Below are 21,994 nucleotides of genomic sequence, written 5' to 3'. Positions count from 1 at the left end.
CGGCCGACGCCTGTCGCACGCGCCTGGGCGTCGGGCACGTCCTGAGGCACGGTCGACGGGCCAGCGCGCGGCATCGCTGTCGGCAACCAGGCAGTTCGCGGGGCACACCGGCTCGACTTTGCGCCGTAAAGTAGTTTGCATGGCCCCCGAAGACGACGACCTGCCGCCCTCCGACGCCGCCACCGCGCTCCGGCTGATCGACGACCAGCGGGCGGCCACCGTTCGCCGCCTACAGCCCGACGCGCGGCTTGTCTACTGGCCGTGGGGCGTGGCCTGGTTGATCGGTTTCGGGCTGTTCTTCCTGCGCTTCCCCCCGGGCGGTCGGGTGCTGGTCGCCCTGCCGGACTGGCTGCCCCTGGCTGTGCTGTTCGCCCTGCTGATCACCGCTGGGGCGATCCAGGCGGTGGCGAGCGCGCGGGCGTACGGGCAGGTGACCGGTGTCTCGGCGGTGCGCGGCCGCTGGTACGGGTGCGCCTGGGCGCTGGGCCAGGTGAGCGTGTACGCGGCGGTCGGCCGGGTGTCCGGGCACCTGCCGGACGACCTGGCGGGTCTGCTCTGGGCGGCCTCGGCGGTGGGGCTCACCGGCGCGCTGCACATGGCCGGCGGCGCGGTCTGGCTGGACCGGGACCTGTTCCGTCTCGGCGTCTGGATCAGCGTCATCAACGTGATCGGCGCGATCGCAGGGCCGGGTTGGCACGCGCTGGTCGTCTCGGTGGCCGGCGGCGGCGGGATGCTGGTCGCCGGGACGATCGCCCGACTGCGCCAGCGAGGACGTTCATGACCGATCTCGACCCGGTCATCCACGCCCAGGCACGGCTGCGGGTGGTCGCCGCGCTCTCCGCGCTCGGCGACGGCGACCGGATCACCTTTCCCCGGCTCCAGGAACTGCTGGCGATGACCGCCGGCAACCTCTCCGTCCACCTCCGCAAGCTGGAGGACGCCGGGTACGTCGACATCAGCAAGACCCACCGTGGGCGTACGCCGGCCACCCTGATCCGGCTCAGCCGGCGCGGTCGGCTGGCGTTCGAGGAGTACACCGAAGCGATCCGCACCCTGCTCGATCCCTCCCCTCTGGACTCCACAGCGTCGAAGGAGCAGTCATGACCCTCGCCCGCGCCGACCAGGTCAGCCGCCGATACGGCGACGTCCTCGCCCTCGACCGCGTCGACCTGGAGGTCCGGCCCGGCGAACTGGTCGGCCTGCTCGGCCCGAACGGCGCCGGCAAGAGCACCCTGATGAACCTGCTGGTCGGCCTGCGCAGACCCACCTCCGGGCGGGTCGAGTTGAACGGGCGCGACCCGCGCGACCCGGAGGCCCGGCGACAGATCGGCGTCACGCCGCAGGAGACCGGCCTCCCGGGCACGCTGCGCGTCGGCGAGGTCGTCGACTTCGTCTCCGCCCACTACCCCGACCCGGTGCCTCGCGGCGAACTGCTCGACCGTTTCGGCCTGGGCGACCTCACCCGGCGGCAGACCGGCGGACTGTCCGGCGGCCAGCGTCGCCGGCTGGCCGTGGCGCTTGCCTTCGTCGGCCGGCCCCGACTCGTCCTGCTCGACGAGCCGACCACCGGCCTGGACGTCACCGCCCGGCACACCCTCTGGGACGCGATCCGCGCCTTCCACGACGACGGCGGGACGGTGCTGTTGAGCAGCCACTACCTGGAGGAGGTGGAGGCGCTGGCCCGCCGGGTGGTGGTGATCGGGCAGGGCCGCGTGCTCGCCGACGACACGGTGGACGCCGTACGCGGCATCGTCGGCGTACGGCGGGTCAGCCTGGTCGCCGACGAGCTGCCCGACCTGCCCGGCGTCGTCCGCACCGAACGGGTCGAGGGACGCCTGCACCTGCTCACCACCGACGCCGACGAGCTGGTCCGCGCGTTGGTCCGCGCCGAGGCCACCTTCACCGACCTGGAGGTGCGGCCCACCTCGCTGGAGGAGGCGTTCCTCGCCATCACCGGCGGGGCGGACACGCCGGCACCGGCCCAGCCCGCCGCCACCAGCGGCCAACCCACCGCCGTCTGAGGAGGCGCACCGTGCAGCTCGCCCTGGTCCACGCCCGCTACCAGCTCCTGGAGATCATCCGGATCCCGGTGGCCGTCTTCGGCAGCGCCTTCTTCCCCGCCGCCGCCATGATCTTCTTCGTGGTGCCGTTCACCGGTGACGATTCGGTCGGTGCCACCTTCGCCACCGCCTCGATGATCACCTTCTCGGTGATGAGCGCCAACATCTTCCAGTACGGCGTCGGCGTCGCCGAGGACCGCGACCAGCCCTGGAACCCGTACACCCGGACCCTGCCGGCCGGACCCGCGCCCCGGTTCGCGGGCCGGGTGCTGGCCGGCCTCGCGCTGACGTACCTGTCGCTGATCCCGGTCGTCGTGATCGGCGCGACGCTCACCCCGGCCCGGGTCACCGCCACGGCGTTCCTGCTGACCGCCGTCATCGTGGCCGTCATCTCGGTGCCGTTCACGCTGATGGGCCTGGCCATCGGGTACTCGCTGCCCAGCAAGGCGGCGATCGTGGTGGCGCAGGTCGTGTTCCTGCCGCTCGCGTTCGGCGGCGGGCTGCTCTCCGCGCCGGGTGACGCGCCCGGGTTCATCGAGACGATCGCGCCGTTCCTGCCCACCCGGGGCGCGGCCGAACTGATGTGGTGGGCGGTCGGCGGCTACCGGGTCGAACCGCTGTCGCTGGTCATGCTCGGGGTCTGGGTGGTGCTGCTCGCCGCGCTCGCCGCCTGGGCGTACCGGCGGGACGAGGGTCGCCGGTTCAGCTGACGATTCGTCGGTTTCCGCCCCGTGCCCCAGCGGGACGGTGCCAGGATTCCCGCAGGGGGCCCGCCCGTGGCCGCCGGCCGAGAGGGGTCTTGACGTGAGCACCGTCCCGCCGGGTACGCCGTGCTGGGCCGATCTGGCCACCCCGGACCTGACCGACGCGCGGCGCTTCTACCCCGAACTGTTCGGCTGGACCGGACGGGTGACGCCGGAGCCCGAGGCGGGCGGCTACACCGTCTTCCTGCTCGACGGCCGCCCGGTGGCCGGCGTCGGGCCGCCGGCCATCGAGGACCAGGTGCCGATCTGGTCCACGTACATCGCCACCGACGACGCGGCACTGGCCGCCGGCCGGGTCGAACGGGCCGGCGGGCAGGTCGTCGTACCGCCGTTCGAGGTCTTCGACCGGGGCTGGATGGCCGTGTTCTCCGACCCGGCGGGCGCCACGTTCAGCGTGTGGCAGCCGCTGGCGATGCCCGGCGCCGAGGTGTTCAACGTGCCCGGCGCGATGAGCTGGAACGAGCTGGTCACGCCCGACCCGGAGGGCGCGAAGGTCTTCTACGAGCTGGTGTTCGGCTGGCAGCCGGACGAACAACCGGTCGGCGGCATGACGTACACGGGGTGGCGGCTCGGGGCGCGGATCGTCGCCGGGATGATGCCACCGCTGGGCGACGGCTACCCGGCCGACCTGCCCGCGTACTGGACGGTGTACTTCGCGGTGGCCGACGCGGACGCCGCTGCCGCCCGCGCCGCCGAGCTGGGCGGGACGATCCTGGTGCCACCCCGCGACATCCCGAGCGGTCGGTTCGCCGCCCTCCGCGACCCCCAGGGCGCCCTCTTCTCGGTCATCGACCTGGGCCCATGACCACGAAGGCCCCGCCGCGCCCGGCTCACCGGCCAGGGCGGACGGGGACCACCAGGGGGCCGTTGGTGCCGGGGAGCACCCGGACGCTCGCCCGGTAGTGCGTGGCGAGGAGGTGTTCGGTCAACACCTCGTGCGGAGTCCCGGTCGCCACCACCCGACCCTCGGCGAGCATGACCATCCGGTCGGCGTACTCGCCCGCGAGGGAGAGGTCGTGCATGGTGGCGAGCACCGTGAGGCCATGGGCCCGGCGCAACTGGTCGACCAGTTCCAGGACCTCCTGCTGGTGGCCGATGTCCAGCGCGCTGGTCGGCTCGTCGAGCAGCAGCAGCGTCGCGCCCTGGGCGAGCGCCCGGGCCAGGAAGACCCGCTGTCGCTCTCCCCCGGACAGGGTGGCCAGCTCGCGGCGGTGGAAGCCGGTGAGGTCCAGGCGGTCCAGCACGTCGTGGACGGCGGCCACGTCGGCGGCCGACTCGCGGCCGAGCGGCGGGATGTACGGGGTGCGACCGAGCAGCACGTAGTCCAGGACCGACATGCCGGGCGGTACCGCCGGGGACTGCGTCACCGTCGCCACCACGCGGGCACGTTCGCGGCGGTGCAGGGCGCCGCTCGGCGTACCGAAGAGGGAGATGGCGTCCGGCGCGGGCAGCAGGCCGCCGACGGCGCGCAACAGGGTCGACTTGCCGGCGCCGTTCGGGCCGATCACGGTGACCCACTCGCCGACGGCGACGGTGAGGTCGACGCCGGTGAGGATCGGCGTGCGGTCCAGGCTGACGTGCAGCGCGCGGACCTCGACGGCCGGCGCCCCGGGAGTCACGTGAGCACCCGGCGGGCGGTCCGCAGCACGAGGACGAAGAACGGGCCGCCGAGCAGGGCGGTGACCACGCCGATGGGCACCTCGGCCGGGGCGGCGGCGGTACGGGCGACCACGTCGGTCAGCGCCAGGAACGCGGCGCCGAACAGCAGCGACAGCGGCAGGATCACCCGGTAGCTCGATCCGGCGAGCAGCCGGACGGTGTGCGGCACGATGATGCCGACGAAGCCGATCAGGCCGGTCGCGGAGACCGCAGCGGCGGTGCCCAGGGACGCGGCGGCGATCAGCAGGTAGCGGGAGCGTTGCGGGTGCAGGCCGAGGCTGGTCGCCTCGTCGTCGCCGAGTGCGAGGACGTCCAGCTCGCGGCGGTGCAGCAGCACCACGACCGTGGTCACCGCGGCGTACGGCAGCACCAGCAGCACGTCGTGCCAACCGGCGGTGGCCAGCCGGCCGAGCAGCCAGGAGTAGACCGGCTGGATGCTGTCGGAGTGCCGTTGCAGCAGGTACGTCTGCCCGGCGGAGAGGAACGTGGAGACCGCGACCCCGGCCAGGATCAGCATCGCCGGTGACCGGCCCCGTCCGCCGGCCGCCCCGAGCAGATAGGTCATCGTCACGGCGAGCAGCGACCCGACGAACGCGGCCAGCGGGATGGTCAACGGCAGCCCGGAGATCGCGCCCTGCCGACCGACGCCGCCGAGGGCGATCACCGCGGTGACCGCGAGTCCCGCGCCGGCGGCCACCCCGAGCAGGAACGGGTCGGCCAGCGGGTTGCGGAAGACGCCCTGGTAGCAGCCACCGGCGAGGGCCAGCAGACCGCCGACGAGCAGGCCCAGCACGACCCGGGGCAGCCGCAGTTCGGTGACGATGGCGATTTCCCGCTCGGTCAGTCCGCTGTCGAGGTGCACGCCGGGGATCAGGTTGAGCAGTTCGGCGGCGACGCTGCCCGGGGGCAGGCTGACCGGCCCGAGCGACACCCCGGCGACGAGCGCGACGAGCACCGCGAGGACACCGACGACCAGCCAGCGCGTACGCAGCCCGGCGGGCCGGGACGCGCGAGGCGTACCGGCCGGCCGGGTGGCGGGTGTTCCAGCGGTCATCTGCGACGTTCCGGTCACCGACGGATCACGGTCACGCGGGCACCTTGGCGACCGCGTCGATGATCGTCCGGAGCAGGTCGACGATTCGCGGGCCCCAGCGGGAGGCGATGTCGTCGTCCAACGTGACGACCTGGTTGTTCTTCACGGCGGTGAGGCCGGCCCAGCCGCTGCGGGCCTTGACCGAGTCGGCGTTCTGCTGGCAGCACTTGGAGTCGGCCAGGAAGACGAAGTCCGGGTCGGCCTTGACGATGACCTCCTGGGACAGCTGCGGGTAGCCGCCGTTCTTGCCGTCGGCGTCGGCCGGGTCGGCGATGTTGGTCAGGCCGACGAGGCTGTAGATCGAGCCGATGAATGTCTTGCTGGTCGCGCTGTACAGCTCCGGGCCCAGCTCGTGGTAGTAGGTGAGCTTCTCGGCGCGCTGCGGGAGGTCCTTGACCAGCTTGGCGATGTCGTCCTTCATCCGCTTGGCGACGTCGGCGGCCTGGTCCGCGTGCCCGGTCAGGGTGCCCAGGTCGGTGATCTGCCGGTACGAGTCGTCGAGCGTGGTCGCCGCCGGGGTCAGGTACACCGGGATCTTCAGCTTGCCGAGCTGGTCGACGATCTTGTTGGTGTCGTTGGAGAGCACCACCAGGTCCGGGTTCTTACCGGCGATCGCCTCGGCGTTCGGCTGGAAGCCGGACAGGTCGGTCTTGGGGGCCTCGGCGGGGTAGTTGGACTGGTCGTCGACGGCGCTGACCTGCGAGCCGGCGCCGATCGCGAAGAGCATCTCGGTGGCGCTGGGTGACAGCGAGACGATCTTCTCGGGACGCTTGTCGAGGGTGAGCGGGCCGACCGTCACCGGGTAGCTGGCGGCGGCGGTGCCGGCGGCCGGCTTGTCGTCGGTCTTCTCGGCGCAGGCGCCGAGGGCGAGCGCGGCGACCGCGAGGGTCGCGGCGAAGAGCCGAGGGGTACGTCTGAACATGGGGGCCTCCTGTCGGCCGAGGAGTGTGGTGCTTCGCCGACAGGACTTCGGTACGCCCGCCCACGAGGCGCCCTTCCTCGAGAGCGCGTGTCGCGACCCCTCCGCAGGCGACCTGGCTCGTCCCCACCGTCGGGCGGGGCATCACAGTTGCGGGACAGCGCCGGTTTCACACCGGCTTCGCTGCGGAGTGGTCGCTAAGACCGTAGCGCAGGCTCAGCGGCAGGTGGTGGGGCCCCGCAGGGGCGGTACGGGGCCCCACCCGCTCAGGAGGCGGTGATGGTGATGTTGTCCACAGCCGCCTCTACCAGGCTCGCGCCGGAGGCGTCCGCCGCCTCGATGAGGATGCGGACGGACTGCCCGGCGTACGGGCTGAGGTTGAGGTTCGCCACCGCCCAGCTCCCGTCACGGTTGCTGGCCGCGCCGGCCTGGGTGAGCAGCGCCGTGGTGCCGCCGCTGTGCACCACGCTCACCCGCAGGTAGTCGGCCGACGAGGCGTTCGAGCCGTGCGCCAGGTACCAGGCCAGTGAGAGGGTCAGCGTGCCGGACGACGGCAGGGTCACCGCCGGGGACCGGGCGCTGGTCACGCCGCCGTCGACGTCGTAGTCACCGGCAGCCGACCCGGCGAGCCGGCCGGTGACCAGGTCGTTCGAGCCGGCGTACGGGGTGAGCTGCTTCGCCCCGGAGGAGTTGGTCGCCTGGGCGGCGCCCCGCTCGAACGCCCCGAGCGTCGCGGTGTCTGTGCCGGACGGGTTGATCGTCCAACCCGTGGCGGTCTCGAAGGTGTCCGACCAGACCGTGGTGCCGCCGCCACCTCCGCAGTACTGCGACTGCTTGCCGATGGCGCGGTACGGGCAGTCCGCGTACTCGCTGAGCATCAGCACGGCCTCCCGGTTGCGGGTGGTCTGCGCGGGGATCACCTCGTCGGGCGGGTAGAAGCCGCCACCGGAGGAGGAGCCCGGGTACATCTCAAAGGTGTACGCCCAGATGCCGTGGGTGGCCCACATCCAGTCGATGCTGGTGCCGTCGGCGATGTAGAGGTCGCTGGACTGCTCCGGGGTGTAGCTGTTGGTGGCCGCCATCTGCTGACCGATGGTGGCGAAGGTGTTGTACTGGTCCGCGCTCATTCCGGACGGGTTGTTCGCGGTGGTGTAGCCGAAGGGCCAGAGCACCAGCTGCGAGTACGTGTGGAAGTCGATGTTCGCCTTGATCTGCTGGACGCCACCGACGACGCGGCTGTTCACGAAGTTGCGCAGCGCCTGCGTCTCCGGCGCGGAGAACGCCGAAGGCCCGCGGTACGTCTCCGACGAGGTGGTGCCGGACGAGCCACCGCAGCAGCCCCACTGGTAGGACCAGTTGCGGTTCAGGTCGGTGCCGACGTTGGACGAGCCGCTGTTCGGCTGGCGGTTCTTGCGCCAGGACCGGTACGACCCGGTGGCGATGTCGTACTCGCTGCCGTCCGGGTTCACCGTCGGCACGATCCAGATCTCCCGGCTGTTGACGATGTTGGTGATCCGGGAGTCGCTGCCGTAGCTGTCGGTGAAGAGGTTGAGCAGGTAGATCGCCATCTCGACGGTCAGGTGCTCGCGGGCGTGCTGCTGGGCGTTGAACAGGATCTCCGGCTCGTTCTCGTCGGTGCCGACGTTGTCGGAGATCTTCACGGCCATCAGGTCGCGGCCCTCGTACGACGTACCAATGCTGATCTTGCGGGCGATGGCCGGATGGTCGGCGACGGCCTGGTTCACGACGGCGGTCAGTTCCGCGTAGTCGTGGTAGTTGGAGTCGGCGGGCGGGAAGGCCAGCGTGCCCACTTCGCCCGCGCCGCGCTCGGCGCTCGGTGGCGGTGCCAGCGGTTCCAGCCGGAAGCCCAGCTTGCCGATCGCGGCGGCCTCCGCGGCGGTGGCCGAGACGTGCAGGACGCCGTGCTCGGAGTAGTCGATGGCGGCCCCGGTGCGGGCAACGGCGTTGCGGTCGGCGAAGGTCCGGGGCCCGAGCACCCGGTAGCCGGCGGCGGCCGACTCGGCGGCGTGGTCAGGCGCCGGCTCGGCGGCGACCGGTCCGGCGGCGACAGTGACGATTCCCAGCCCGGTGACGACGGCGAGCACCAGGACGCGGCGGAGAGAGTGAGGTGGGCGGAGGGCCATGGACTACCTCCTCGAAGGGCGGAAGATCCCGCTCGGTGATGCACACTTCACCACCAGTCACATGGTCATATCAATATCGATTGCCGCGAATTCCATCCCAGGTTGACCATCGCTGCGGCAATGATTTTCTTCCGCTGAACATCTGGCGAAACTTCCTTCCAAGCGGAAAACTGACCAGCGACGATGCCCCCACTCGACACCCGCGGAGCACCCATGGCCCCCTCCCGCCTGCACGCGGCCGCCCTCGCCGGCGTCAGCGCGTTAACCCTGCTCGCCGCCGCGGCCCCCGCCGCAGCGGCCCGGCCGCCCGCACCCGCCCACGACGAGCAGATCACCTTCCAGGACTGGTCCGGGCCCGCCGACTGGCACCGTGGCGACCAGGCCGGCACCCGCGTCGTGCCCGGCCCGCACGCGGGCGTCACGCTGGGCCGCCCCACCGGCACCACCGAGTACGCCGACCCGCACACCGGCGCCACGCGCACCTGGGAGTACGGCACCTGGACCTCGCCCGTGACCCGGATCGGGTTCGACGCCACCGAACTGATCGCCTCCTGGAACGCGGAGACCCCCGCCGGCACCTGGATCCAGGTGGAGATGCAGGGCGGCTACACCAACGGCGACCAGACCCCCTGGTACGTCCTGGGCCGCTGGGCCTCCGGCGACACCGATATCAGGCGGACCAGCGTGGACGGACAGGGTGACCCCTGGTCGAGCATCTGGACCGACACCTTCAGCATCGACGACGCCGACGCCGGGGTGCTGCTGCGGTCGTACCAGTTGCGGCTGACCCTCTACCGGGCCCCCGGCCAGACCGCGGCACCCGTGGTGCGGATGCTCGGCGCGATGAGCTCCACCGTGCCGGACCGGTTCACCGTGCCGCCCAGCGCCGGGCACATCGCCTGGGGCGTCGAGCTGCCGGTGCCGCGCTACTCGCAGAACGTCCACAAGGGGCACTACCCCGAGTACGACGGCGGCGGCGAAGCCTGGTGCTCGCCCACCTCCACCGAGATGGTCGTCGAGTACTGGGGGCGCAAGCCGTCGGCGGCGGACACCTCCTGGGTGGACCCGACCTACCCCGACCCGACCGTCAACCACGCCGCCCGGATGACCTTCGACTACGCGTACGACGGCGCGGGCAACTGGCCGTTCAACACCGCGTACGCGGCCAGCTTCCCCGGCCTGGAGGGGCGGGTCACCCGACTGCACTCGCTGGACGAGCTGGAACGCTTCATCGCCGCCGGCATCCCCGTGGTGACCAGTCAGTCCTTCCTGTCCAGCGAACTGGACGGGGCGAACTACGGCACCTCGGGGCACCTCTTCGTGGTGGTCGGCTTCACCGCCGACGGCGACGTGATCGTCAACGACCCGGCCTCGTCCAGCAACGACGTCGTCCGCAACGTTTACAAGCGAACCCAGTTCGAGCAGATCTGGCTGCGTACCAAGCGCACCAACGCCAGCGGCGGAGTGTCCGGCGGCTCCGGCGGCATCGCCTACCTGATCAAGCCCGAGTCGAAGCCCTGGCCCAAGGTCCCCGGCTCCACCAACTGGTAGGCCGGCCGACCCGACCAGGCGCTGTTGATCATGAAGTTATTGCCCGACCGCGCGGCGTGTCGAGGCAATAACTTCATGATCGACGGGCGTTGTCTCGGGGGTCTAGCGGTCGATCGAGTTGGCGAACGTTTCGTTCTCGGTCTTCTGGGCGCGGTGGCGGCGGATCGTGTGGGTGAGGAAGAGCACCCAGGCGACCGCGGCCACCAGCCCGGCGAGGGTGAGCGCGGTGACGAGCAGCCACGTGGAGCCGCCGGCCGCGGCGAAGACGCCCTTGCGCGCGCCCGTGTCCAGTGCGGGGGCCGTCTCGCCCGTCGACAGGGTGTCCGGGGCGTCGTAGAGGATCACGTCCGCCCGCTTGGCGCCGCCGTCGGCCACGAAGTCGCCGTGCCAGGTGCAGCTTCGACGGGAGCACTCCTGCGAGACGGCCGTGAAGGTGCCCGTCGTGCCGCCGCCACCCTTGGCCTGCCAGGCCGGTCCGAGGTCACCAACGCCCAGCAGCAGACCGATGCCGGCGATGACGGGCAGGCCGATCCAGACGAAGACCTTGGCCCGCCAGTCGTTGATCTTGTTGAAGATTTCCACGGCGGCAGACACTAACGGCAAGCAGCCGCTACCGCCGCCCCGCTTCGTCGGACCCCGGGCGGCACCCGCCCGCAGCCCCTACGGCTGCCGCCGCTCACCCTCGTCGGACGACTGCTCGTCCTCGCCCGCCAGGGCGGAGCGGAGGCGCTCCTTCTCCGCCTTGCGACGTTCCGTGGCCTCGGCCATCTCGTGGGCCATCTCGTCGCGCCAGCCGCGCAGCAGGAAGAAGGACAGCGCGGCGGAGAACGCCAGCGCCAGGATCAGCTTCAGGAAGACGTCCACGTCGACCAGCCAGAGGGCCGCCAGTACGGCGACGAACAGCCCGATGCGTCCCAGCGTGTACTTGAGCGCCGCGCTCACCTCATGCACTCCGTTCTCCGCGCCCGGTGGGCGGGTCATTCAGCCGGTCCGGCGGGCCAGCCAACGGACGCCGGGGAACCAGATCATCGCGTACGCCACGGTGAACGCCGCCGCCGCCAACGCGCCGGACAGCAACGGCGGCAACCCCGCGCCCAGTCCGGCGACCAGCAGCCCCACGAACACCGCGACCGCCGCCGCGACGAGCGCCGCCACCACCCGGGCCGCCCCGAACCCCCAGGCCCGGAAGTCGTCCCAGAACAGCCAGGCCGGCAGGATCACCGCCAGCCACCCGTTGGTGTGCCCGAAGTCGGCGGCGCCGAACGAGGCGAACGCCCACTCGAACAGCACGAGCGCCAACACGCCGATGACCAGGCCGGCCAGGCACACCCCGAGCAGGTCGCCCAGGGTACGCACGCGTCCCTCGGCGTCCCGTCGGGGAAAGCCACCCTGCTGCTCGGCGCTGCGCTGCTCGGTCATCGACTGCGAGGGTACGTGGTGTCTCAGGCCCAGACCTGCTGCGGCTCGGCGCGGCGCTCGGCCAGCGACGGCGCCCTGTCGTACTCGCGGACCACGTTGTAACGGGTGTCCCGCTCGACCGGCTGGAAGCCGGCGTCCCAGATCAGGTTCAGCAGGTCCTCGCGGTGCATGGTGTTCGGGGTGCCGTACGAGTCGGCGTCGTGGGTGATCTTGTATTCGACCACCGAGCCGTCCAGGTCGTCCACGCCGAAGTTCAGCGAGAGCTGGGCCACCGAGAGGCCGTGCATCACCCAGAAGTTCTTGACGTGCGGCACATTGTCGAAGAGCAGCCGGGACACCGCGAACGTCTTCAGCGACTCCGCCGGCGAGGCCATCGTGGTCCGCGCCTGGATCCGGTTACGGACCTTGCCGTCCGCCGAGTCGACGAAGTCGTGCTGGTAGCGCAGCGGGATGAAGACCGCGAAACCGCCGGTCTGGTCCTGCAACTCCCGCAGACGCAGCACGTGGTCGACGCGGTGCCGGGGCTCCTCGATGTGGCCGTACAGCATGGTCGCCGGGGTCTTCATGCCCTTGGAGTGCGCCAGGGCGTGGATGCGCGACCAGTCCTCCCAGTGGCACTCGTGGTCGACGATGTGCTGCCGGACCTCCCAGTCGAAGATCTCCGCGCCACCGCCGGTCAGCGACTCCAGGCCGGCGTCCATCAGCTCGTCGAGGATCTCGTCGGCGCTCAGGCCGCTGATCTTCTCGAACCACTGCACCTCGGTCGCGGTGAAGCACTTGAGCTTGACGTTCGGCAGCGCGGCCTTCAGCTCGCGCAGCACCTTCGGGTAGTAGCGCCACGGCAGCGTGGGGTGCAGGCCGTTGACGATGTGCAGCTCGGTGAGCTGCTCACCCTCCATCTCCTTGGCCTTGCGGACCGCCTCGTCGATGCGCATCGTGTACGCGTCCTTCTCGCCCGGCTTGCGCTGGAACGAGCAGTACGCGCAGGACGCCGAGCAGACGTTCGTCAGGTTGAGGTGCCGGTTGACGTTGAACATCACCCGTTCACCGTTCAACTCGGTGCGCCGGTGGTGCGCCAGCCGCCCCAACCAGGTCAGGTCGTCGCTCTCGTAGAGGGCGATGCCGTCCTCCCGGGTCAGCCGCTCACCGGCGTACACCTTCGCTTCGAGCTCACGCTTGAGTCCGGCGTCCATGGCACGTCCCTTCCACCTGCGGTCTTTCCCGAGGGTACGTCGACGTCCGGGTGGGCCGGGCGGCACGGTCGACCACAGCGATTCACTTCACCGGACTCTCAGCCTCCCGTAACCTGCCGACGCATCGACATCGCTGCCGCTGTGCGGTAAGACAAGATGGGGCGGAACTCACACACTGGTACCGTCCCGACGGCCACGCCCACCGAGCGCGGCGACGAGCACCGGACGGGGAGCGGAATGGTCGACAGCGAGCGCGGGCGACGGCAGCGACGACGGAGCCCGGTGATCTCGCCGGTGCTGCGGCCGAAGCTCTGGGCCGCCCTGCTCGGCGCGATCGCCGCCGCCGTGCTGGCCACCCCCGCGTACGCCGAGCCCGCCGTGCCCTCGACGGTGCCGGACAGCGGCGCGCGTCCGCCGGCCATCGGCGCCCCGCAGGTGCCCGGCAGCCCGCCCGTAGCCGGCGTCCCGGCCCCACCGGTGGTCAACGTCGGCAACGGCCCGCTGGCCGCCCAGATCGCGGCCGCCGAGAGCCAGGTCGGGCTGCTCGGCGACCAACTGCTGCTGACGAGACAGAAACGCGCCGACGCACAGGCGCAGCTCGTCGCGGCCGGCAAGGTGCTGGCGACCACGCAGGACGCTCTCCTCCGCGCCCAGCAGGCAGCCGACGCCGCCGCCTCGGACGCGGTCAAGGCGGCCGCTGCCCTGCCGCCGGGTGACTTCGTCGACGACATCCAGGGGCTGAGCCGGCTCCAGCGCATCAACCGTGGCGAAAAGGTCGAGGGCGCCACCACCGCCGTGACCGGCGAGTTGGCCCGGGCCCGCGCCAACGAGCAGGCCGCCTACCAGGCACACACCGCCGCCAAGGCCGCCGTCGACGCCGCCGAGGCGGAGTTCGCCACCGGCGAGAAGGCGCTGCGCACCGCAGAGACCAGCCTGCTGAAGCTCCGCAAGGACAACGCCGCGCAACTGATCCTGCTCGAACGTCAGCAGGAGGCCGCCGACCAGCAGTTCGGATCGGGGTACGTCGCCGGCCAGAGCAGCAGCGGGATGTCCGCGCACCCGCGGGCACTGGCCGCCGTCCGGTACGCGCTCGCCCAGCTCGGTGACCCGTACAAGTGGTCCGAGGAGGGGCCGGACCAGTTCGACTGTTCCGGTCTGATGTGGGCCGCGTACCGGTCACCGGGCGCCGACTACTTCGACCTGCCCCGGGTCTCCCGCGACCAGTACGCCGCCACCCGGTCCCGCACCGTGCAGCCCACCGAGGCGCTCCCCGGCGACCTGCTGTTCTTCGCCTCCGGCAGCAGCTGGACCACGATTCACCACGTCGCCATGTACATCGGCAATGGCAAGATGGTGCAGGCGCCCACAACCGGTGACGTGGTCAAGATCTCGACGGTCGGCTGGAACCGCCTCTACGCCGTCACCCGGGTGATCGGCGCGGTGCCGACCCCGAACGTGCCGCCTCCGCCCGTGCAGCCGCCCACCACGACCAAGCCGACGCCGCCCGCGAAGCCGACGCCCACCCCCAAACCGACGTCCACCGGCAAGCCGCCCACCAAGCCGACGCCCACGCCGACCGGATCGGGGACGCCGACGCCCACCGGCTCCCCGACCGGTACGCCGAAGCCGACCGGCGACCCCACGCCGACCTCGACGGGCAGCCCGACCAACACGCCGACGACGCTGCCGCCGCCCCCGACCACGGCAGCGGCCAGCTCGTCGGCCTCCGCCACCAGCACGCCGTCCACCAGTCGGAGCGGGACGACCAGCGACAGCCCGAGCGCGGCACGCTGATCCGCCACCGGGGCTCCGGCTGTCCGCCTGGGACGATCTGTGGCACGGTGACAACCAGGCACACCCGGTCCGATGTCACGGGCCGGGTGCGAGCGTGGCGCGGAGGGCGGAGATGGCCGAGCAGAAAGATCCGGCGGGGAGTGTCGACGTCGACCGAGCCGACCCGGAGGGGCTGACGACCTCGGATCCGGCGACCGACGCCGACACCGGCTCGGCGGCCGGTGCTCCCAGCACCACGCACACCGGCACAGTCCCGGACACCGCGCCCACCGAGGCCGCCGCACCGGACGACTCTCCCGCCGCCCACAACGACGACCCCGCGCCGGTCGACGACGCCGTGCGGGACGACGACGCCGTGCGGGACGGCACCGCAGGCGACCCCGTCGACGACGCCGCCACGCACGGCCACGGGGCGGACGCCGAGCCGTCGGAGGACGCCGCCGCTGATCCGAACGCCGCCCCGGTGCGGGCGCGGGCCAGCGTCCTGACGGCCCACGCACGCCTCGGCGACCTGCCGGCGAGCACTCCGGCCACCGCGACCACCTATCGGGCGACCGGTTCGGCCAGTACCTTGCCCGCACAGCGGGACGGCTCCACCGCCCCGGCGTCGGCCGACAGCTCCACCGCCCCGGCGCGCGCCCGCGCCTCGGCGTCGGTGACCGCCAGCCCCACCGCGCCGACCAGCGCCACGGGCCCGACGCCGGCGCGGGCCAGCGCCACGGTTCCCGGCAGCAGCCGGGCCACGGCCGACGGCGAGGCCACGCCGGAGTCCCGGGCGGGCACGTCGGCCGTCTACCGGTCGGGGCCGGTGAATCGCGAACCGCCCGAGCCGGCGCAACCTCCGGAGCCGGCCCAGCCGCCCGCGCCGCCGACCCCGGAACCCGCACCGCCGGGCCCCGGCGAGCCGGAGCCCGCGCCGAGCCCGGGGCCGTACCCGCCCGGTCCGACGCCGAGGCCGGGACCATTCCCCACGCCGTCACCGGACCCGGTGCCGCCGGTTCCGGGACCACCCGTGCCACCACCCTCGCCGCTGCCGCCGGTCCCCGGCCCCCCGACGCCACCCGTTCCCGGACCACCGATGCCGCCGCCCGGCCCGCCGGTGCCCGCGCCACCGCCGCCGCCCGGCCCGATGCCGGCGCCGCCGTTCCCGCCGCCCCCGGCGACGACCGGAATGCCGGGCGCACAGGCCACCGCGTCAATCTCCGCGCCACCGGCCGCCTCGTCCGGATGGACCGCCGCGCCGCCCGCACCGGCCAGCGCCTGGGCCGGGACGCCCGCGTCCGCCCCACCGGTGGTTCCCGCGCCCGCCCTGCCGAGCTGGCCCCCGTCCACCACCACTCCCCTGACCGGCGGTACGGACCGCGGGACGACCACCCCGCACGGCGGTCCGGAGCGGCGAAACACGGCGGCCGGTGGTCGTAGCGTGGCCCGTGACGGTGGTGCCGGCCAGGCGGGCACCGTCTACGCCAGCGGTGACGGGCCGGGTTTCGCCACGATTGCCCTGCCGGCCAACCCGGCGGTGGAGAACTCCGGCTCGCTGACCGGACACATCCTCGCCCAGGGCTGGGCGGACACCCCGGCCGAGCGGTCCCGCAACACCCGTGTGGTGATCGTCCTGATCGCCGCGTTGGGACTCCTGATCGGGATCAGCGTGCTGGTCGTCCTGCTCGCCAACAACGCCCTGGACGGCCTGGTGGGCAGCGTGCTCGACGGCTGATCCACGCCACGGACGCGATGGTGAGTCCGCCCACTACGGTCGGTCAACCGGCTGGCGGCTCGGCAGAACCGCCGTACACTGGTCGGGATCACTGACCTGGCGCGCCCAATGCGCGCCCATGGGCGGTCTTGCGGGCGATCCGGCGGCACAGCCGCGGCAGGCCATCGCGAAGATGCGCCCCGCTCGAAAGGCATTTGTTGACCACCTCTGCTGACCACAGCACCGTTCCGTCCGTTTTCGAGTCCGCCCCGGCGACGATCGACGCCTCCGAGGCGATCGACGTTCCCGAGGCGATCCACGCCCCCGAGGCGTCCGAGGCCGTTCCGGCCGAGACCGTCGAGTCGATCGACTTCGCCGCTCTGGGCCTGCCCGAGCCGCTGGTTCGCGCTCTGGCCCGACAGGGCATCACCGCCCCCTTCCCGATCCAGCGGGCCACCGTCCCCGACGCCCTCGCCGGCCGGGACGTGCTCGGTCGTGGGCAGACCGGGTCGGGTAAGACCCTCGCCTTCGGCCTCCCGCTGCTGGCCAGGGTCGCCGCCGGGCGTCCGGCGCGTCCCCTGCGGCCGCGCGCCCTGGTCCTGGTACCGACCCGCGAGCTGGCCATGCAGGTCAACGACGCGCTCCTGCCGCTGGGCAAGGCGCTCAACGTGTTCCTGAAGACCGCCGTCGGCGGTGTCCCGTACGACCGCCAGATCGACGCGCTCCGGCGCGGTGTGGAGATCATCGTGGCGACCCCGGGACGGCTCGGCGACCTCATCGAGCGGGGTGTCTGCCAGCTCGACGACGTCGAGGTGACGGTGCTCGACGAGGCCGACCAGATGGCCGACATGGGCTTCCTCCCCGAGGTGACCGAACTGCTGGCGAAGACGCCGGCCGGCGGTCAGCGCCTGCTCTTCTCCGCCACTCTGGACGGTGACGTCGACGCGCTGGTCAAGCGCTTCATGAACGACCCGGTGACCCACTCCACCGCGCCGTCCACCGCCTCGGTGTCCACCATGGACCACCACATGCTGCTGATCCCGCCGCACGACAAGTTCCCGGTGGCCGCCTCGATCGCGGCTCGGGACGGGCGGACCATGGTCTTCGCGCGTACCCAGATGGGCGTCGACCGGCTGGTCGAGCAGTTGGCCGCGGTCGGCGTACGGGCCGGTGGGCTGCACGGCGGCAAGACCCAGCGGATGCGGACCAAGACCCTGGCCGAGTTCCGCGAGGGTCGGATGAACGTCCTGGTCGCCACCGACGTGGCGGCCCGGGGTATCCACGTTGACGGCGTCACGCTGGTGCTGCACGTCGACCCGCCGAAGGACCCGAAGGACTACCTGCACCGTGCCGGTCGTACCGCCCGGGCGGGTGAATCCGGAGCGGTCGCCACGCTGGTGCTGCCCAAGCAGCGCCGTACCACCCTCGCGATGCTGGAGAAGGCCGGCGTCGCGCCGGCCGAGACCCGCGTCCGGGTCGGCGACCCGGTGCTGGCCGAGCTGATCGGCGCCCGCGAGCCCAGCGGCGTTCCGGTTCGCGTCGAGGCGGAGCCGCGCGGCTTCGGTGACCGCTCCGGCGGTGGGCGACGGTTCGACGACCGTTCGGGCGGCCCGCGCCGGTTCGGCGACCGGCCGTCCGGCGACCGCCGCTACGGCGACCGCCCGCAGGGCGAACGCCGCTACAGCGACCGGCCGCAGGGCGAACGCCGCTTCGGCGACCGGCCGCAGGGCGACCGGCAGTACGGCGACCGCCCCCAGGGCGAGCGCCGCTACGCCGACCGGGACAGCCGGGGTTACGGCGACCGCCCGCAGACCGACCGGGGTGACCGACCGGCCGGTGAGCGGCGCTACAGCGACCGTCCGCAGGGCGACCGGCAGTACGGTGACCGTCCCCAGGGCGAACGCCGCTACAGCGACCGGCCGACCGGCGAGCGCCGCTACAGCGACCGTCCGCAGGGCGACCGGCAGTACGGCGACCGTCCCCAGGGCGAACGCCGCTACAGCGACCGGCCGACCGGCGAGCGCCGCTACACCGACCGTCCGCAGGGCGACCGGCAGTACGGCGACCGTCCCCAGGGCGAACGCCGCTACAGCGACCGGCCGCAGGCCGACCGGGGTGACCGGCCGGCGGGCGAGCGGCGCTTCGCGGACCGCGACAGCCGGGGCGGATACCGCTCCGAGGGCCGTGGTCGGGACGACCGGCCGCGTGACGATCGGCGGGGCTTCGGCGGGCGGCCTGCGGCGCGTACCCACTGATCTTTCTGATCCACCGGAACGCCGTCGCGGAGCTTGTGCTCCGCGGCGGCGTTACCGCATGCGCTGCCGACGGCGTCCGGGTCGCGTAACGTCCGGCTCATGGCGACCATGACCAAGTCGATCTTCTGGTCCCGGACGGACACCGCCGGCAGCGAACACGTTCTGCTCGACGACGGCGACGCGTTGTCGGCGCGCGGCACGCTGCTCGCAGTCGACCCGATCCCGTTCACCGCCCGCTACCGGTTGACGACCGCGCCCGACGGGAGCACGGCCCGGGTGGAGGTCGAGGCCGAGGGGTCGGGTTGGCTGCGGCGCGTCACCCTGGAGCGGGGCACGTCCCGCTGGCGGGTGACCACCGCCGAGCAGGGCGACCTGGACGCCGCGCTGGTCGGGGCCGGACACCCTCGGGCCGGCCTGCCGGGCACCGACGACCCGGACCGCCTCGCCGACGCGCTCGACGTCGACCTGAGTGGCTCGCCGCTGTTCAACACCCTCCCGGTGCGCCGGCTCGGACTGACCGGCGGACCGGCCGACATGCCGCGCCGGATCACCGTCGCGTGGGTGCTGCTGCCGGGGCTGGAGGTGGTGCCGACCGAGCAGATCTACACCGGCCGCGGTCCGGGCCGGGTACGGTTCGCCAGCGGCACCTTCACGGCCGACATCGACCTGGACGCCGACGGGTACGTGGTCCGCTATCCCGGCCTGGCCGAACGGATCGACCCCCGCTGAGCACGCACCAGGCCGGCGACACAGCTCAGGCGGGCCATACCCCGTCGGCAAGGAAGCGCTCGACGGTCGCGGCGTGGGGCGTCAGGTCGAGACCCTGGGCGGCGACCCAGTCGTCGGAGTAGTACGTGTCGGCGTACCGGTCGCCGGCGTCGCAGATCAGGCTGACCACCGAACCGGTCCGCCCCTCGGCCAGCATGCCGGCGATGAGACCGAACGCGCCCCACAGGTTGGTGCCGGTGGAGCCGCCCACCCGGCGACCAAGAACCGCCGAGCCGGCGCGCATCGCGGCCAGCGAGGACGCGTCCGGCACCTGGACCATCCGGTCCACGACCGAGGGCAGGAAGGACGCCTCGACGGTGGGGCGGCCGATCCCTTCGATGCGGGATCCCCTGCCGGTGCGTACGGACCAGTCGGCGGCCTCCCAGGCGGGGTAGAAGGCGGAGTTCTCCGGGTCCACGACGCAGAGCTTGGTGGCCAGGCGGCGGTAGCGCGCGTACCGGCCGATGGTGGCACTGGTGCCGCCGGTACCCGCCCCGACCACGATCCAGGCCGGGATGGGGTGCCGTTCCAGTTCCAACTGCGCGTAGATCGACTCCGCGATGTTGTTGTTGCCTCGCCAGTCGGTGGCCCGCTCGGCGTACGTGAACTGGTCCATGAAGTGGCCGCCGGAGTCCTCGGCCAGCCAGCGGGCCTCGACCACGACGCCTGCCGGGTCGTCCACCAGGTGGCACCGGCCGCCCTGGAACTCGATCTGCGCGATCTTCTCGGGGGAGGTGGAGGCGGGCATCACGGCGATGAACGGCAGGCCGAGCATGCGCGCGAAGTACGCCTCGGAGACCGCCGTGGAGCCCGAGGACGCCTCGACGATCGTGGTGTGCGGCCCGATCCAACCGTTGCAGAGGCCGTAGAGGAACAGCGAGCGGGCCAGCCGGTGCTTCAGCGAGCCGGTCGGGTGGGACGACTCGTCCTTGAGGTAGAGGTCGATCCCCCACGCGCGGGGCAGCGGGAACGGCAGCAGGTGGGTGTCGGCCGAGCGGTTCGCGTCCGCCTCGACGGCGGCGATCGCCTCGGTCACCCAGCTTCGGCTGGTCTCGTCGCACCGGTCGAGATGAGTCACGCCCGGAAACCTAGCAAGCAGGTCAGCGGTGCTCAGCCAGGGCCTGTTTCACGAGGGCGGCCGAACTCGGCGGGACTGCCGGCGCTGACCGGCGCGGCCGACGGCCGTGAGGAACGGGATGAGTGTGCCGGTCAGCCGGGGCAGGGCGTCCAGCAGCCGGACCTGGGCGCCCCGCCAGCGGGGCAGGCTGACCACCGGGCGGGGCCTGCGGGCCAGCCGGGCGACGCGGGCGGCCACCTGCTGCGGGGTCAGCATCGACCCGGTGAACGAGGCCAGCGCGCCCGGGTCGTCCAGCCGGTCGTGCAGCATCGGCGTCCAGATGCCGTCCGGGCAGAGGCAGGAGACGTGCACCCGTCGGAGGCCGGCCATCCGCAGGTCGGACAGGGTGCCGAGACTGAAGGCGAGCAGCGCGTGCTTGCTGGCCGCGTACATCGTCTCGCCGGGCGCGGCGACGAGGCCGGCCAGCGAGACGACGTTCAGGACGTGGCCGTGGCCCTGGCGGCGCATCACCGCGAGCGCGGCGAGTGTGCCGTTGATGGCGCCGAGCGTGTTGACGTCGAACACCCGGCGGCGGGTCGGCCCGTCGTGCTCCCACGACGGACCGGTCACCAGGATGCCGGCGTTGTTGACCCAGAGGCCGAGGCCGCCGCGGCTCGCCGCGATCTCGGCGATCGCGGCGCAGGCGGCCTCGTCGCGGACGTCCAGGGCGGCCGACCAGCCACCGGACGGCACGGCCGCCGCCGCTGCCGCGTCCGGGTCGAGGTCCGTGAGCAGCACCGACCAGCCGTCGGCGTGCAGCGCGGCGGCGACGGCCCGGCCCAGGCCGCCGCCGGCCCCGGTCACCACGGCCGCGCCGCGTGCCGGCAGGGTCATCGGCGCACGCTACCGCCGCGCGAGGGGCGACACCAGGGGTACGGGGTACGCCGGTCAGGTGGACTGCGGGCCGACCGGCTGGGGGCGGTTCTCCCACTTCGTGGAGAGGGCGATGGCGGTGCGGGTGGAGGCGACCCCCGGGGTCCGGTTCAGTCGCACGATGAGTTGCTCCAGTTCGGCGATCGTGCCGACGCGGGCCTTGAGCAGGAACGACTCGACGCCCGCCATGAAGTAGCAGGACTCGATCTCGGGCAGCACCCGCAGCGACTCCAGCATGTCGTCGGAGTCCGCGCCGGAGTCCTCGACGATGCCGATGAGCGCGGTGACGCCCAGCCCGATCGCCTCGGGCGCCACGTCCGCGCGGTAGCCCAGCACCACGCCGCTGCTCTCCAGCTTGCCGACGCGTTCGTGCACGGCCGGGGCGGATAGGCCCACCTGCCGGGCCAGCTCGGCGTACGAGAGGCGCGCGTTGCCCCGCAGCAGGTCGACGAGGCTCAGGTCGATGGCGTCCACGGAGAGTGACCTTAACGGGTTGGGCGTAACGCGAGCCCTTCGGCATCCGTTGGTCAGAACAGTGAGTAACTGTTCACGAACTGACGGTCTAGGTAGGGGTTGCACCAGTACCATTTACTAACTTCCCAGTCAGTGCATTTTTCGCGTTTGGCGGACAGGCCAGGTCCCTGGTGCTGTAATTGCCATACGTCCCTCATGACGGCTCTGGGCTCGCA

Annotated in this window: 21 protein-coding genes and 1 riboswitch; of the genes, 10 read left to right on the top strand and 11 right to left on the bottom strand. The window is 72.4% G+C overall.

Annotation, left to right across the window (positions count from 1 at the left end):
• Positions 1–139: 139 nt before the first annotated feature.
• From ACTFTM_RS02745 to ACTFTM_RS02725, 5 genes are all read left to right on the top strand, one after another.
• Entirely contained in the window at positions 140–781 is a 642-nt protein-coding gene (locus tag ACTFTM_RS02745; RefSeq protein ID WP_449564299.1) for a transporter, read from the top strand.
• Positions 778–1,104 (top strand): transcriptional regulator, encoded by a 327-nt coding sequence (locus ACTFTM_RS02740; RefSeq protein WP_449564298.1) that lies wholly within the window; start codon positions 778–780, stop codon positions 1,102–1,104. The genes ACTFTM_RS02745 and ACTFTM_RS02740 overlap by 4 nt, the downstream gene beginning before the upstream one ends.
• The gene (locus ACTFTM_RS02735) at positions 1,101–2,021 is read left to right on the top strand and encodes an ABC transporter ATP-binding protein (RefSeq protein ID WP_449564297.1); all 921 of its coding nucleotides are present in this window, start codon (positions 1,101–1,103) and stop codon (positions 2,019–2,021) included. Before ACTFTM_RS02740 ends, ACTFTM_RS02735 begins: the two co-directional genes overlap by 4 nt.
• Before the next feature lie 11 nt (positions 2,022–2,032).
• Positions 2,033–2,770, top strand: a complete 738-nt coding sequence (locus ACTFTM_RS02730) for an ABC transporter permease (RefSeq protein WP_449564296.1) — start codon at positions 2,033–2,035, stop codon at positions 2,768–2,770.
• 94 nt (positions 2,771–2,864) lie between these two features.
• Positions 2,865–3,629 (top strand): VOC family protein, encoded by a 765-nt coding sequence (locus ACTFTM_RS02725; protein ID WP_449564295.1) that lies wholly within the window; start codon positions 2,865–2,867, stop codon positions 3,627–3,629.
• Between the two features lie 25 nt (positions 3,630–3,654).
• Here ACTFTM_RS02725 and ACTFTM_RS02720 read toward each other — a convergent pair whose 3' ends face one another.
• The 4 genes from ACTFTM_RS02720 to ACTFTM_RS02705 form a co-directional block, all read right to left on the bottom strand.
• Entirely contained in the window at positions 3,655–4,443 is a 789-nt protein-coding gene (locus ACTFTM_RS02720) for an ABC transporter ATP-binding protein (RefSeq protein WP_449564294.1), read from the bottom strand.
• On the bottom strand, positions 4,440–5,537 hold the full coding sequence (locus ACTFTM_RS02715) for a FecCD family ABC transporter permease (protein WP_449564293.1): 1,098 nt from the start codon (positions 5,535–5,537) through the stop codon (positions 4,440–4,442). The genes ACTFTM_RS02720 and ACTFTM_RS02715 overlap by 4 nt, the downstream gene beginning before the upstream one ends.
• Positions 5,538–5,568: 31 nt before the next feature.
• Positions 5,569–6,498, bottom strand: coding sequence for an ABC transporter substrate-binding protein (locus ACTFTM_RS02710; RefSeq protein WP_449564292.1), 930 nt, complete (start codon positions 6,496–6,498; stop codon positions 5,569–5,571).
• Between the two features lie 85 nt (positions 6,499–6,583).
• A riboswitch (cobalamin riboswitch) is annotated at positions 6,584–6,724 on the bottom strand.
• A gap of 37 nt (positions 6,725–6,761) precedes the next feature.
• A complete protein-coding gene (locus ACTFTM_RS02705) occupies positions 6,762–8,639 on the bottom strand; it encodes a M14 family zinc carboxypeptidase (RefSeq protein WP_449564291.1) in 1,878 nt (625 codons plus the stop codon).
• Between the two features lie 213 nt (positions 8,640–8,852).
• Here ACTFTM_RS02705 and ACTFTM_RS02700 point away from each other — a divergent pair, with 213 nt between their 5' ends.
• Positions 8,853–10,190, top strand: coding sequence for a C39 family peptidase (locus ACTFTM_RS02700; protein WP_449564290.1), 1,338 nt, complete (start codon positions 8,853–8,855; stop codon positions 10,188–10,190).
• A 102-nt stretch (positions 10,191–10,292) separates the two neighbouring features.
• Here ACTFTM_RS02700 and ACTFTM_RS02695 read toward each other — a convergent pair whose 3' ends face one another.
• The 4 genes from ACTFTM_RS02695 to mqnE form a co-directional block, all read right to left on the bottom strand.
• Entirely contained in the window at positions 10,293–10,772 is a 480-nt protein-coding gene (locus tag ACTFTM_RS02695; protein WP_449564289.1) for a hypothetical protein, read from the bottom strand.
• 78 nt (positions 10,773–10,850) lie between these two features.
• Positions 10,851–11,132: a DUF4229 domain-containing protein gene (locus tag ACTFTM_RS02690; protein ID WP_449564288.1), complete on the bottom strand. Its 282-nt coding sequence runs from the start codon at positions 11,130–11,132 to the stop codon at positions 10,851–10,853.
• 39 nt (positions 11,133–11,171) lie between these two features.
• Positions 11,172–11,609, bottom strand: coding sequence for a hypothetical protein (locus ACTFTM_RS02685; protein ID WP_449564287.1), 438 nt, complete (start codon positions 11,607–11,609; stop codon positions 11,172–11,174).
• Positions 11,610–11,632: 23 nt separating this feature from the next.
• On the bottom strand, positions 11,633–12,802 hold the full coding sequence (gene mqnE / locus ACTFTM_RS02680) for an aminofutalosine synthase MqnE (RefSeq protein ID WP_449564286.1): 1,170 nt from the start codon (positions 12,800–12,802) through the stop codon (positions 11,633–11,635).
• Between the two features lie 237 nt (positions 12,803–13,039).
• Between mqnE and ACTFTM_RS02675 the strand changes: the two genes are divergently transcribed.
• The 4 genes from ACTFTM_RS02675 (at position 13,040) to ACTFTM_RS02660 (ending at position 19,276) form a co-directional block, all read left to right on the top strand.
• Positions 13,040–14,596: a C40 family peptidase gene (locus ACTFTM_RS02675; protein WP_449564285.1), complete on the top strand. Its 1,557-nt coding sequence runs from the start codon at positions 13,040–13,042 to the stop codon at positions 14,594–14,596.
• A 112-nt stretch (positions 14,597–14,708) separates the two neighbouring features.
• On the top strand, positions 14,709–16,313 hold the full coding sequence (locus ACTFTM_RS02670; protein WP_449564284.1) for a hypothetical protein: 1,605 nt from the start codon (positions 14,709–14,711) through the stop codon (positions 16,311–16,313).
• Between the two features lie 293 nt (positions 16,314–16,606).
• Positions 16,607–18,547, top strand: a complete 1,941-nt coding sequence (locus tag ACTFTM_RS02665; RefSeq protein ID WP_449566519.1) for a DEAD/DEAH box helicase — start codon at positions 16,607–16,609, stop codon at positions 18,545–18,547.
• A 108-nt stretch (positions 18,548–18,655) separates the two neighbouring features.
• A complete protein-coding gene (locus ACTFTM_RS02660) occupies positions 18,656–19,276 on the top strand; it encodes a putative glycolipid-binding domain-containing protein (RefSeq protein ID WP_449566518.1) in 621 nt (206 codons plus the stop codon).
• A 25-nt stretch (positions 19,277–19,301) separates the two neighbouring features.
• Here the strand turns inward: ACTFTM_RS02660 and cds1 are convergent, their stop codons facing one another.
• From cds1 to ACTFTM_RS02645, 3 genes are read right to left on the bottom strand one after another with little or no spacing between them, the layout of a single operon-like run.
• A complete protein-coding gene (gene cds1 / locus ACTFTM_RS02655; RefSeq protein WP_449564283.1) occupies positions 19,302–20,393 on the bottom strand; it encodes an L-cysteine desulfhydrase Cds1 in 1,092 nt (363 codons plus the stop codon).
• A 48-nt stretch (positions 20,394–20,441) separates the two neighbouring features.
• Positions 20,442–21,266, bottom strand: coding sequence for an SDR family NAD(P)-dependent oxidoreductase (locus ACTFTM_RS02650; protein ID WP_449564282.1), 825 nt, complete (start codon positions 21,264–21,266; stop codon positions 20,442–20,444).
• 54 nt (positions 21,267–21,320) lie between these two features.
• Complete coding sequence (locus tag ACTFTM_RS02645) at positions 21,321–21,779, bottom strand: Lrp/AsnC family transcriptional regulator (RefSeq protein ID WP_435204368.1); 459 nt, start codon at positions 21,777–21,779, stop codon at positions 21,321–21,323.
• Between the last annotated feature and the right edge of the window lie 215 nt (positions 21,780–21,994).

Source organism: Micromonospora sp. RB23 (genome assembly GCF_053585025.1).
This window is presented reverse-complemented; position numbering and strand designations above follow the sequence as displayed.

What these genes read in the sequence shown, in the direction of transcription:
- ACTFTM_RS02660 (WP_449566518.1), top strand. Translation starts at nt 18,656, where the DNA reads ATGACCAAGTCGATCTTCTGGTCCCGGACGGACACCGCCGGCAGCGAA.
- ACTFTM_RS02740 (WP_449564298.1), top strand. Translation starts at nt 778, where the DNA reads ATGACCGATCTCGACCCGGTCATCCACGCCCAGGCACGGCTGCGGGTG.
- ACTFTM_RS02670 (WP_449564284.1), top strand. Translation starts at nt 14,709, where the DNA reads ATGGCCGAGCAGAAAGATCCGGCGGGGAGTGTCGACGTCGACCGAGCC.
- ACTFTM_RS02715 (WP_449564293.1), bottom strand. Translation starts at nt 5,537, where the DNA reads ATGACCGCTGGAACACCCGCCACCCGGCCGGCCGGTACGCCTCGCGCG.
- ACTFTM_RS02700 (WP_449564290.1), top strand. Translation starts at nt 8,853, where the DNA reads ATGGCCCCCTCCCGCCTGCACGCGGCCGCCCTCGCCGGCGTCAGCGCG.
- ACTFTM_RS02710 (WP_449564292.1), bottom strand. Translation starts at nt 6,498, where the DNA reads ATGTTCAGACGTACCCCTCGGCTCTTCGCCGCGACCCTCGCGGTCGCC.
- mqnE (WP_449564286.1), bottom strand. Translation starts at nt 12,802, where the DNA reads ATGGACGCCGGACTCAAGCGTGAGCTCGAAGCGAAGGTGTACGCCGGT.
- ACTFTM_RS02685 (WP_449564287.1), bottom strand. Translation starts at nt 11,609, where the DNA reads ATGACCGAGCAGCGCAGCGCCGAGCAGCAGGGTGGCTTTCCCCGACGG.
- ACTFTM_RS02745 (WP_449564299.1), top strand. Translation starts at nt 140, where the DNA reads ATGGCCCCCGAAGACGACGACCTGCCGCCCTCCGACGCCGCCACCGCG.
- ACTFTM_RS02735 (WP_449564297.1), top strand. Translation starts at nt 1,101, where the DNA reads ATGACCCTCGCCCGCGCCGACCAGGTCAGCCGCCGATACGGCGACGTC.
- ACTFTM_RS02650 (WP_449564282.1), bottom strand. Translation starts at nt 21,266, where the DNA reads ATGACCCTGCCGGCACGCGGCGCGGCCGTGGTGACCGGGGCCGGCGGC.
- ACTFTM_RS02675 (WP_449564285.1), top strand. Translation starts at nt 13,040, where the DNA reads ATGGTCGACAGCGAGCGCGGGCGACGGCAGCGACGACGGAGCCCGGTG.
- ACTFTM_RS02705 (WP_449564291.1), bottom strand. Translation starts at nt 8,639, where the DNA reads ATGGCCCTCCGCCCACCTCACTCTCTCCGCCGCGTCCTGGTGCTCGCC.